This window comes from Dietzia massiliensis (genome assembly GCF_018390595.1).
Lineage (GTDB): Bacteria > Actinomycetota > Actinomycetes > Mycobacteriales > Mycobacteriaceae > Dietzia > Dietzia massiliensis.
In genome coordinates this window covers 1-10831 of record NZ_JAHBAV010000074.1, presented here as the reverse complement: position 1 = coordinate 10831, position 10831 = coordinate 1, and the positions used below count along the sequence as shown (strand labels likewise).

Sequence of the window (10831 nt, the reverse complement as noted above, 5' to 3'; positions counted from 1 at the left end):
GTCGGTGAAGCAGAAGCCCACCCGGCGCCGGACCTGCGCGCCCTTGCGGCGGGTGGGCCCGCCCGCGGCCGCCCCCGAGCCCGCCGTTCCCGCCGCCGGCCCGCTCGCCGACTCGGCCCCCGGCGGCACGGTCGGCAGCGCGGGCGTCACGGCAGTGGGTGCCGCCGGCGCGGCCGCTGCTCGGGCCGGGTCCGGCTCGACTGGTGCCGACGCGAACGCGGCCACCACGCCGCAGCCCAAGGTGCCCGCTGCGGGCCCGTCCGTGGCCGACAAGGCCGCCGCACCCGGTTCCGCCGCAGCCGGCAAGTCCTCGACCGCCGCGACGCCTGCCGCCGAGCCGTCCGCGGACAAGGCCGCTGCCACCGATTCCTCCGCAGCCGGCCAGCCCGGCAAGTCCGGCAAGTCCGGCCAGCCCGACGGGATCGACGCCGCCGGGGTCGGTACGCCGGCGACCGCGCCGGGGGAGAGCCCCGAGTGGGGAGTTCCGTCGGGCAGCGGCTCGACCGCCCACCGTGCCCCCGAGGCTCCCGGTGAGCAGACCGGCGACACCGCCGCGACCGACTCCGGGACGACCGACTCCGACGGGCGTGACGGTGTCCTCGGCGCCGCGACCACTGCCGCCGCCGGCGGTGCGGGCGTGGCCGGGATGGCCGCCGCCGTCATCGGCGCCGGGACCGCCAACGCCCGACCCGGGACCGACGAGCCGGCTGACGAGCAGTCGACCGCCCGGCAGCAGACCGCGCAGCCGGCCGGACAGCCCGTCGCCGACGAGCGCGCGGCCGACCAGACTGACCCGGGGTACCGCGACTTCGAGTACGCCCCGGGCGGCGTCGGCGCGGAGCGGTCGTCGACGTCGCAGTGGCTGATCCTCATCGCGCAGGTGCTGGCCTCGGCGGTCGCCGGCGCGGCCCTGTTCATCGGGTTCCAGCTGCTGTGGAACAACCTCACGTGGGTGGCGCTCGCGCTGGCGATCGTGGTGATCGTGGGACTCGTCGCCATGGTCCGCGTGCTGCGCCGGTCGAACGACACGGTGAGCATCGCGCTGGCGGTGATCGTCGGCCTCGGCGTGACCTGCGGCCCGCTGCTGCTGAGGTTGGTCACCTAGGCTCTCCGCCCACCCGGCAGCCCGCCCGACTCCGCCCGCACCTGCACGAGGTGCGGGCGGAGTCGTTTCCCGGCGCGTGCCCCTGCGGGCCTTCGGCGGCGCAGCAACTCAGCTATCGGTTTGCGCGCCGCCTATCGGATCACGCGCCACCTGTGGGACCCCATGGGTGCAGTGCAATCCGATAGGTGGCGCGGGTCCTGCGCGGTTCGGCGCGGGTGCTGGGCGGGTCCGGCGCGGTCGGTCCGCCCCTCAGGCCGCGAAATGCCCCGCGGATTGCGATGCGCCCCTCGATCGGAGGCGGCGGTCCGCCCGGATGGCGTCGACATGCACCTCGGATCGCGATACGCGCTTCCGATTGCGAGATGCGCTGCGGGTTCCTGGGGCGGATCGCAATCCGAGGGGCGGATCGTGTGCGGAGGGTGCGCGAGGGGCGGATCGTGTGCGGAGGGTGCGCGAGCCCCGCCCGCACGCGACTCGCGCCCGGTCGGGAGTCGACGGGGAGGAGTAGCCGCGCGGAGGCCGGTCGGCGCGCTGCCGGTCGACGGAGCACGCAGCCAGCCGCCGGGAGCAGGCGGCCGGGTGTGGCACTGTAATGAGCATGACGAGAATCGCAGTGGTCGGCGGCGGACGCATCGGCGAGGCCCTCATCGCGGGACTCCGCGAATCCGGGACAGAGCCGTCGGACATCGTGGTGGTCGAGGCCGTGCAGGCCCGCGCCGACGAGCTGGCCAAGAAGTACAACATCCTCGCCACCAGCCTCGACATCGGTTGTGAGGGCGCCGATGTGATCGTGGTGGCGGTCAAGCCGCAGGACGTGCCCGCGGTGGTCGACCGGATCGGCGACGCCATCTCCGACAGCGTCCACGAGTCGATCGTCGTCTCGCTCGCGGCGGGCGTACCCACGCAGGTGCTCGAGAACAAGCTCAGCGCCGGCTCGCCCGTCCTGCGGGTCATGCCCAATACGGCCATGCTCGTGGGGCACGGCGTCTCCGCGGTCTGCAAGGGCCGCTATGCGCGCGACGAGCATCTCGAGCAGGTGGTCACGATCATGGAGAGCGTGGGCCTCGTCGTCGTCGTCTCCGAAGCCCAGATGGACGCCGTCACCGCCATCTCCGGCTCCGGCCCCGCCTACTTCTTCCTCCTCGCCGAGGCGATGATCGACGCCGGCGTCGAACGGGGGCTGCCGCGCGACGTGGCGGTCAAGCTCGCCACCGGCACGGCACTCGGCGCGGGCGCGATGCTCACCGGCGGCGGCGAGGGGCCCGCCGAGCTGCGCTACAACGTGAGCTCCCCGGGCGGCACCACCGCGGCGGCGATCCGCACGCTCGAGGCCCGCGGACTGCGCGCGGCCGTCGCGGACGCGGTGGAGGCGGCGGCGTCCCGATCGCGGTCCCTGGCGCATGCGGCCACCTCCGACGACGACGACGACGAGAACGACTGACCCCGCGCGGCCCCGCCCGTCGCCGATGCGGCCGGACGGGCCGCGTGTGCGCCTACCGAACCGACCCGCCGGGGCTGAGATCTCAGCCACCCGGCGGGTCGCGCTTTTAGCACAACCCCAGCTCAGAACGGGTGAGGGCGGGATCTGGCGGCGTGTCGTAGAAGTAATTCGCCCACTCCCGTCGCATTGATCACACCATTCACGCTAGGCTCATTCCCAGCACGTGCGTGTCCGTACCGCAGGAGGGGAAGCCTGCGGCACGACGCGTGCCACGAAGGGTTGTGAGATGGCGACTTCCGACAAGACCGATGGCGGCTCGCAGGCGGCGGGGGGTTCTCAGTTCCTCACCGTTGCGGAGGTCGCCGCGCTGATGCGCGTGTCGAAGATGACGGTCTACCGACTCGTCCACTCGGGCGAGCTCCCCGCGGTGCGGGTGGGTCGGTCGTTCCGCGTGCACTCCAAGGCAGTGCACGAGTACCTCGACACCTCGTACTTCTCCGCGGGCTGACGCGCGCGGGATTGTGGGCCGCCGGTTCTGGTGGCCCGGCCCGGCGCGGTAGACAGCCCGGCCCGGCGCGGTAGGCAGCCCGGCGCGGCGCGGTAGGCAGCCCGGCGCGTGGCCCGGTTTTTCCGGGGCGGGGCGGGCAGGTAGTCTGGACGGGTTCCGTCCCGGCTCCCGAGCCCCGATCGGACGCCGGAGCGTAGTAAGACCCGTGGCAGTACGGCCCGTGACAACGGCCCCAGACCAGTAGTCGACAGGTAGGTGACCCCCGATATGGGTTCTGTGATCAAGAAGCGCCGCAAGCGTATGTCCAAGAAGAAGCACCGCAAGATGCTCCGCCGGACCCGCGTGCAGCGTCGCAAGCTCGGTAAGTGAGTCCTGCGGCGCCCCGATAGCGCCCGGACTCACGCCTGTAGCGGATGCCCGTCACCAGCAGCGGTGGCGGGCATCGGTGTATTTCGGGGGAGCGGTCTGCGGGGTCTGCGGGGGTTCGGCGTCTGGGGGCCGGGCCGCGACACCCGCAGCCGCCCCTCGCCATGGCGTCTCGCCCTGCCCGCGGTGCGCGCCAGACGCCATCGTCGCGCGCGGCTGTCACTGCGGGCATCGAACCCGGCGGCGTGGCGACTGCGCACATGGGAGACCGGACCCGCGGCTAGACTCAGCCGGGTGAACACCGAAGCGCCAACCAGTCGATCGGCCCGCGCCGTCGCGGTCGTCGGCGGCAGTCGGTATCTCGGCGCTCACCTGGTGGGCATGCTGTTGCGCAACGACTCCGTCGAACGCGTGCTGGCGATCGACTCGGTCAAACCGTCGCCGCAACACCGCAGGCGCATGCGCGACGCCGAATTCGTGCGCCTCGACCCCCAGTCGCCGCGTCTGCAGGGCATCCTGCGCGAGGCGGACATCGACACGGTCGTCCACGCCGGCCTGCACCACACCGACTTCGCCCCCGGCGGTCGCGCAGCCGTCAAGGAGTCCAACATCATGGGCTCGATGCACGTGATCGCCGCCTGTCGCCGGGCCGCCACGGTCAAGCGGTTCGTGCTCATCTCCTCGACGTCCGTATACGGCTCCTCGGGGGTCGACCCGGCGATGTTCAGTGAGGACATGGCCGCGCGCCGCCACGCCGGCGGCGGCATCCCGGTCGACCACCTGTCGGTGGAGGGCTACGTGCGGGGCATGTCCCGTAAGCGCCCGGACATCGACGTCACCATCCTGCGCATCCCCGCGATCCTCGGCCTGCCCGAGCCCACCGTGGTCGGCGAGCTGCTGCTGCCGTCGGTGGCGCCCGTGTTGGCCGGGTATGACCCGCGCATCCAGCTGCTGCACCCGCAGGACGCCCTCGACGCGCTGCTGCACGCCACGCTCGGCGCGACGCCCGGCACGTACAACATCGCCGCGGACGGGGTGCTCACCCTGACCCAGGCCATCCGGCGCGCCGGGCACATCCCGCTACCGGTGATGCCGGCGACGTTCAAACTCGCGGCGAGGCTGCTGTCGAGCCAGGGACTGCGGGACATCGGCACGTCGCAGCTGCGCTACCTGCGGTACGGCCGGACGATGGACACCACCCGCATGCGCACCGAGTTCGGTTTCACCCCGCGCTACTCCACCGAGGAGGCGCTACATGCATACCTGGTGGACTCCGGTGCGGAGCCCCTGGTCACCCGCGAGGCGGTCGAACGCAAAGTCGCCAAGGTCGCCTCGCTGCTCCCGGGGCCGGTGGCGACACGGCTGCGCGCGGGAGTGGACACCACCCTCGACGAGCTCGAGGCGATCGGCGCTCTGTCAGAACCGCTCGAGCCCGACCGCATCGAGGAGGAGGCGCCGTGAAGGGCCCGGAATTCGACCTGAGCCAACCCCTCGGCGGACCCCGCTGGGGCGAGGGCCGCCGAGACGCCCGCAGTGACCGGATGGTGGGGGAGGGCTTCCTCGGGGACACCACCGGCAGCGACGCCGCCGCCACGGAGATCGGTCGGATCGTCGACCGCTTCCTGACCTCCATGCGGTCCTCGATCGGGCAGGTCGTGGACGTCCTGCCGCTCGACGCCGAGGTGCTGGCGCCCGTGCGGGACCTCGCCCGCACCGTCGACACGATGCTCGCCACCGGCGATGTCAGCGCACTGACCGGCCTGGCCGACGCCGTCAACGCCGCCGGTGAACTGCTCGCCACCCGCATCACCGGCGGGTACGAGGTCGACGAGTTCGGGTTCGACGAGCATTTCCACACCCACGTGTGGCTGCCCCTGTGGCGGCCGTTGTTCGAGCACTGGTTCCGCGTCGAGGTGATCGGCGCGGAGAACATCCCCGCCGAGGGCGCCGGGCTGATCGTGTCCAACCACGCCGGGGTCCTGCCGATCGACGGGATGATGACCACGGTCGCGGTCCACGATCACGCCGACCGCGCCCTGAGACTGCTGGCCGCCGACCTGGCGATGACCCTGCCGGTGTCCGCGCCGCTCGCCCGGCGGGCCGGGGCGACCCTCGCCTGCGCCGCCGACGCCGAACGACTGCTCGAGGCCGGTCACGTCGTGGCGGTGTGGCCCGAGGGGTTCAAGGGTCTCGGCAAGCCGTTCGCCGACCGTTACCGCCTGCAGCGCTTCGGCCGCGGCGGGTTCGTCGCGACCGCGCTGGCCGCCGGGGCGCCGATCATCCCCTGCTCGGTGGTCGGCTCCGAGGAGATCTACCCCAAGATCGGCGAGATCCCCGCGCTCGCCCGCCTGCTGGGCCTGCCGTACATGCCGGTCACGCCCGCGTTCCCGCTGCTGGGCGCCCTCGGCGGGATCCCGCTGCCCACCAAGTGGACGATGGAGTTCGGCGAGCCCATCGAGACCTCCCACCTGGGGCCCGACGCCGCCGACGACCCGATGGTGGTCTTCGAGATCACCGACCAGGTGCGCGAGACCATCCAGAACACGCTGTTCCGCAACCTCGCGCGGCGCGGGAGCGTGTTCTTCGGCTGACGCGCGAGGGGGCTCAGAACATCCGGCGCAGTGTGCCCGTCGCGCGCACGCCGTACGACGACCGCGCCGCCGCCCGCGCACCCGCCAGCCCGCCGACCGCCAGCACGCCCGGCATCGCCTTCTTGGCCGCCTTGCGCACCGTGCGGAAGTCCTTGACGTCCCAGCCGTTCTCCGAGGCGTACTTGCGCAGCCGCGAATCCGGGTTGATGGCCACCGGGTTGCCGACCATCGTCAGCATGGGCATGTCGTTGAAGCTGTCCGAGTACGCGTAGCAGCGGGACAGGTCGAAGCCCTCGGCCTCGGCGAGCTTGGCGATCGCGTGCGCCTTGCCGGGCCCGTGCAGGATGTCGCCCACCAGGCGGCCCGTGTAGACGCCGTCGTGCTCCTCGGCGACCGTGCCCAGCGCGCCCGACAGTCCCAGCCGCGTCGCGATCACGCGCGCCAGCATCACGGGCGTCGCGGTGACCAGCCAGACCTGCTGTCCGGCGTCGAGGTGCATCTGCACGAGCGAGCGGGTCCCGGGCCAGACCCGGTCGAGCATCGAGGTGTCCACGACCTCCTCGCTCAGCGCGGTCAGCTCGGCGACGGTGCGACCCTTGACGAAGCTCAGGGCCTTGTCGCGGCCGGCGGCGACGTCGTCGGCGTTCTCCTCGCCCGAGATCCGGAACTTGGCCTGCGACCACGCGAGCCCGGCGATGTCGCGCACGGTGAAGAAGCGGTGCTTGGCCAGCCCGCGGGCCAGCAGGATGATCGAGGCACCCTGGATGAGGGTGTTGTCGACGTCGAAGAACGCGGCGACACGCGGGTCCGCCACGAACGGCCCGGTGTCCGCGGTCTCCTCGACGGTGCCGGCGGCTGGCGGGGCGGTGGGAGCGACAGCGGCACCGTCGGCGTCGGCGAGCGGGGGACCGGGCTCGGCACCCGGCTCGAGCTTGACCGCATGTTCGGCGGAGGCCTCGCCCGCGACCCGTTGGACCCGCGCGTCGCGGCGTCTCCAGACGAGCCTTCCCAGCGCCGTGATCACATCGGCACGACCGGGCAGTCGCCAGCGGCGCGGGGAGTCGGCGTGCTCGGCCGGTCCGGCGGAGGCGTCGGTGCCCTCGGCGTCGGCGGCGGGCGGGGCCTCGTCGTCGTACCGGTCGTCGTCGTGCCGGCCGTCGCCGTACTGGTCGGCGCCGTGCTCGTCGCTGGCGTGGTCGTTCTCCGGGTGGGAGTCGTTCACCGGGCGGGACCTCCTCGGGGGCTGCGACCCCATCCTAGGGGAGCGCCGGAGGGGTGGTGCACTATCGAGGCATGGCGCACACGGTGACCCTGTTGACCCGCGAGGGCTGCGGCAGCTGCGTCCGCGTCCACGGCCAGCTGCTGCCCCTGTGCGAGGGGGCCGGCGCGCGCCTCGAGGTCACCGACGTGGACCGCGCCGACGACCCCGACCTCGCCGCCGAGTACGGGGACCGCCTGCCGGTCGTGTTGGTCGACGGTGCGGAGCATTCGTGTTGGGAGGTCGACGACGACGAGCTGCTCGCCACGCTCGCCGGGCCCGACCCGTTCGCCGGATGGGACTAGAGCCGGACGGGCACGGTGAGCGACCGGTGACGGCCCCGCCGGGGCTCAGGCGTCGGTGCGCAGGGCCCGCAGGATGGTGGCGTGCCGGAGCAGGAACGCTCCCTCGTCGAGCTTCTTGCGCCGCAGCCACCCGGTGACCTCGCTATTGTGCTTACTCGCATTGCAGGACGCGCAGGCCGGGACCACGTTCTCCAGTGTGTAGCGGCCGCCTCGGGAGATCGGCATGACGCAGTCCCGCTGCAGGGCCGGCCCGACGGCGTGACAGTAGGCGCAACCGCCCCACGCGTCGAGGATCCGCGCCCACTGCGGGTCGGTGAGGTCGTTGTCGACCCGGGCGAGGCGCCGCTGCCGACGCTTCGCGTACCGGGCGCGGGTGGCGGCGGACATCGTGGCGGAGGACCTGCGACGCGGGGGCACGGTGTCACCGTACTCGGGCGGTCGGCCTCCGGTCCGCGCTGTTCACGGGCGGCGTGAGGCGCTGCACGGACATAGCATCCCGTGCGATGACGGTTTTGTCCCGGGGTGTCATGCGGGTTACGGTGGATCCCGTTACGGGTCGTACGCAGGCTTGAGGGCCACGGCCGTCCCGGCAGAGTGTTCCCGATCCGGGAGTGCCCTGTGCACAGCCGTGAACACCGACAGGAGACGACCGACTGTGGACCAGCGTTCCGCGAGTTCGTCCGGCGGGCCTGCGTCCTTCTCCCGAGTCGTTTCTCCCCGAGTTGACGGGCTGGCATCCATTCTGGCATGGGCCCGTCAGGCCCTGACGTCCGGGGGTCGGTTGTGAGCATCCTCCTGGTGGGCGTGTCCCACCACAGTGCGCCGGTGGCGCTGCTCGAGGCCGTGGCCGTGTCCGAGGTCGACCGCGACGCGCTCACCGAGGACCTCATCGCCGGCGAGAACGTCGACGAGGCGATGATCGTCACCACCTGCAACCGCGTCGAGGTGTACTCGGCCGTGGACGCGTTCCACCCGGCGCTCGACGACGTCGTCAACCTCCTGTCGCGCCACTCGGGCCTGTCCGTCGACGAGCTCAGTCGGCACCTGTACATCCGGTACTCCGAGTCCGCCGCCGAGCACCTGTTCTCCGTGGCCTCGGGACTGGACTCGATGGTGGTGGGCGAGCAGCAGATCATCGGCCAGATCCGCACCGCGTACCAGTCCGCCTCCGAGATCGGCGCGGCCGGCACCACCCTGCACCGCCTCGCCCAGCAGGCCCTGCACGTGGGCAAGCGCGTCCACACCGAGACCGGCATCGACTCCGCCGGCGCGTCCGTCGTCTCCGTGGCGCTCGACCGGGCCGCGGAGATCCTCAACGCGAGTGCCGACGCCGACGCCCCCGACGCCCCGGCCTCCCGCCGCCTCGACGGTCGGCAGGCCGTCGTGCTCGGCGCCGGTGCCATGGGCGGCCTGGCCGTCGCGCACCTCGGCCGCGGCGGGATCTCCCGTATCGAGATCACCAACCGCACCCCGGAGCGCGCCGACCGGCTGTCCGAGATCGCCCGCGACTCCGGAACGCCCGCCACCGCGTTCCCGCTCGACGAGCTCGCCAGCGCCGTCGCCCGCGCCGACATTCTCTTCACCTGCACCGGGGCCGTCGGCACGGTCGTCACGCTCGGCGAGATCCACACCGCGCTGGCCCGCCGCGGCGACCGCGGGCCGCTGGTCATCTGCGACCTCGGCATGCCGCGCGACGTCGACCCCGCCGTCGCCGGCCTGCCCGGCGTGACCCTGCTGGGCATCGAGGCGCTCAAGGCCGACCCCGCCACGTCGTCCGCCGCGGCCGACGCGGACGCCGCCCGCACGATCGTCGACGCCGAGCTCACCGCGTACACGCAGGCCGAGCGCATGGCCGGCGTCGGCCCGCTCATCGGCCAGCTGCGGGGCCGCGGCGGGCAGGTCGTGGCCGCCGAGATGCGTCGGCTCGAGTCGCGACTGCCCGACATGGACGACAAGGTCCGCGACGAGGTCGCCAACACCGTCCGCCGCGTGGTCGACAAGCTCCTGCACCCGCCCACCGTGCGGTTCAAGGAACTCGCCGCCCAACCGGACGGGGAGAACTACGCGGCGGTCGTGCGCACACTGTTCGACCTGGACCGCGACGTGGACGAGGAGGCGTCATGAGCAGCAGGACCCTGAAGGTGGGAACCCGCGGCAGCACCCTGGCCACCACCCAGGCCGGACACGTCCGCGACGCCCTCATCGCCGCCGGATACCCGGCCGAGCTGGTGATCGTGCGCACCCGCGGCGACGTGGTGATGGCGCCCGTCGAACGCATCGGCGTGGGCGTGTTCACCCTCGAGCTGCGGGCGGCCCTCGAGCGCGGTGACTGCGACATCGCCGTCCACTCATACAAGGACCTGCCGACCGCGCGCGACGACCGGTTCGCCCCGATCGCCGTGCCCCCGCGCGTCGACCCGTCGGACGTGCTCATCGCCCGCGACGGGCTGACGATGGAGACGCTCCCGCAGGGCGCCCGCGTCGGCACCTCGGCCCCGCGACGGCGCTCCCAGCTTGCGGCCCTGCGCCCCGACCTGGACCTGCGCCCCCTGCGCGGGAACATCGACACGCGGATGGGATACGTCACCAGCGGCGATCTCGACGCGGTCGTCCTCGCGGCCGCCGGACTCGACCGCACCGGCGCAGGGGAGCGCGCCACCCATCGGTTCGGCATCGACGAGATGCTGCCCGCCCCCGCCCAGGGCGCTCTCGCCGTCGAGGCCCGCGCCGACGACACCGAGGCGATCGCGGCCCTCGCCGTCGTCGACCACCTCCCCTCCCGCGTCCGCATCGCCGCCGAGCGCACCCTCCTGCGCGACCTCGAGGCCGGGTGCACCGCGCCCGTCGGCGCGCGCGCCGAGCTCAGCGGCACCGACTCCGCCCGGTCCGATTTCGCCGGCACCGACCCGGGCGCCGACGCCCCGGCCGCCGACGCCGTGCTCACGCTGCACGCGGTGGTCGCCGCCCACGACGGCACCACGGTCCTGCGGACCTCCGGCACGACCGTCCCTGCCGAGCATCCCGACGGGCCGGTCGCCGCCGCCGAGGAGCTGGGTCGCCGCCTCGCGGCCGAACTGCTCGACCGCGGCGCCAGCGACCTCATGTCCGCCGAATCCCCCGAGCAACGACCCCCGCTCGTACCCCGGGAATCCACGACCGCCCCACCGCCCGTCACCGTCCCCTCACCCCCCAACCCCAACAACGCGCGCAGCCCGCGAGCGGCACCCCCCAGAAGGAGACACGAAAACTGCCGCGGA

11 protein-coding genes are annotated in these 10831 nt (G+C 73.0%); 9 read left to right on the top strand and 2 right to left on the bottom strand.

Annotated elements, in window-relative coordinates:
• The 6 genes from KHA85_RS15005 to KHA85_RS14980 form a co-directional block, all read left to right on the top strand.
• The coding region (locus KHA85_RS15005; RefSeq protein ID WP_213186415.1) for an Rv0497 family membrane protein at positions 1 to 1105 on the top strand (1105 nt) is incomplete at its 5' end.
• A gap of 598 nt (positions 1106 to 1703) precedes the next feature.
• A complete protein-coding gene (proC, locus tag KHA85_RS15000) occupies positions 1704 to 2546 on the top strand; it encodes a pyrroline-5-carboxylate reductase (protein ID WP_213186414.1) in 843 nt (280 codons plus the stop codon).
• Positions 2547 to 2832: 286 nt separating this feature from the next.
• Entirely contained in the window at positions 2833 to 3054 is a 222-nt protein-coding gene (locus tag KHA85_RS14995; protein WP_007630344.1) for a helix-turn-helix domain-containing protein, read from the top strand.
• A gap of 267 nt (positions 3055 to 3321) precedes the next feature.
• Positions 3322 to 3423, top strand: a complete 102-nt coding sequence (locus tag KHA85_RS14990) for a 30S ribosomal protein bS22 (RefSeq protein WP_003855542.1) — start codon at positions 3322 to 3324, stop codon at positions 3421 to 3423.
• A 291-nt stretch (positions 3424 to 3714) separates the two neighbouring features.
• A complete protein-coding gene (locus tag KHA85_RS14985; protein WP_213186413.1) occupies positions 3715 to 4881 on the top strand; it encodes an NAD-dependent epimerase/dehydratase family protein in 1167 nt (388 codons plus the stop codon).
• Complete coding sequence (locus KHA85_RS14980) at positions 4878 to 6011, top strand: lysophospholipid acyltransferase family protein (RefSeq protein WP_213186412.1); 1134 nt, start codon at positions 4878 to 4880, stop codon at positions 6009 to 6011. The genes KHA85_RS14985 and KHA85_RS14980 overlap by 4 nt, the downstream gene beginning before the upstream one ends.
• Positions 6012 to 6024: 13 nt before the next feature.
• Here the strand turns inward: KHA85_RS14980 and KHA85_RS14975 are convergent, their stop codons facing one another.
• Positions 6025 to 7233: an HAD family hydrolase gene (locus KHA85_RS14975; RefSeq protein WP_438802062.1), complete on the bottom strand. Its 1209-nt coding sequence runs from the start codon at positions 7231 to 7233 to the stop codon at positions 6025 to 6027.
• Positions 7234 to 7304: 71 nt separating this feature from the next.
• Between KHA85_RS14975 and KHA85_RS14970 the strand changes: the two genes are divergently transcribed.
• The gene (locus KHA85_RS14970; protein ID WP_061227988.1) at positions 7305 to 7574 is read left to right on the top strand and encodes a glutaredoxin family protein; all 270 of its coding nucleotides are present in this window, start codon (positions 7305 to 7307) and stop codon (positions 7572 to 7574) included.
• A gap of 45 nt (positions 7575 to 7619) precedes the next feature.
• Here the strand turns inward: KHA85_RS14970 and KHA85_RS14965 are convergent, their stop codons facing one another.
• Entirely contained in the window at positions 7620 to 7961 is a 342-nt protein-coding gene (locus KHA85_RS14965; RefSeq protein WP_213186416.1) for an HNH endonuclease, read from the bottom strand.
• 396 nt (positions 7962 to 8357) lie between these two features.
• On the opposite strand from KHA85_RS14965, the gene KHA85_RS14960 reads away from it, so the two are divergent.
• Both KHA85_RS14960 and hemC read left to right on the top strand, forming a co-directional pair.
• Positions 8358 to 9698 (top strand): glutamyl-tRNA reductase, encoded by a 1341-nt coding sequence (locus KHA85_RS14960; RefSeq protein WP_213186411.1) that lies wholly within the window; start codon positions 8358 to 8360, stop codon positions 9696 to 9698.
• The coding region (hemC, locus tag KHA85_RS14955; protein ID WP_438802061.1) for a hydroxymethylbilane synthase at positions 9695 to 10831 on the top strand (1137 nt) is incomplete at its 3' end. The genes KHA85_RS14960 and hemC, both read left to right, overlap by 4 nt.

What these genes read in the sequence shown, in the direction of transcription:
- KHA85_RS14995 (WP_007630344.1), top strand. Translation starts at nt 2,833, where the DNA reads ATGGCGACTTCCGACAAGACCGATGGCGGCTCGCAGGCGGCGGGGGGT.
- KHA85_RS14970 (WP_061227988.1), top strand. Translation starts at nt 7,305, where the DNA reads ATGGCGCACACGGTGACCCTGTTGACCCGCGAGGGCTGCGGCAGCTGC.
- KHA85_RS14965 (WP_213186416.1), bottom strand. Translation starts at nt 7,961, where the DNA reads ATGTCCGCCGCCACCCGCGCCCGGTACGCGAAGCGTCGGCAGCGGCGC.
- KHA85_RS14990 (WP_003855542.1), top strand. Translation starts at nt 3,322, where the DNA reads ATGGGTTCTGTGATCAAGAAGCGCCGCAAGCGTATGTCCAAGAAGAAG.
- proC (WP_213186414.1), top strand. Translation starts at nt 1,704, where the DNA reads ATGACGAGAATCGCAGTGGTCGGCGGCGGACGCATCGGCGAGGCCCTC.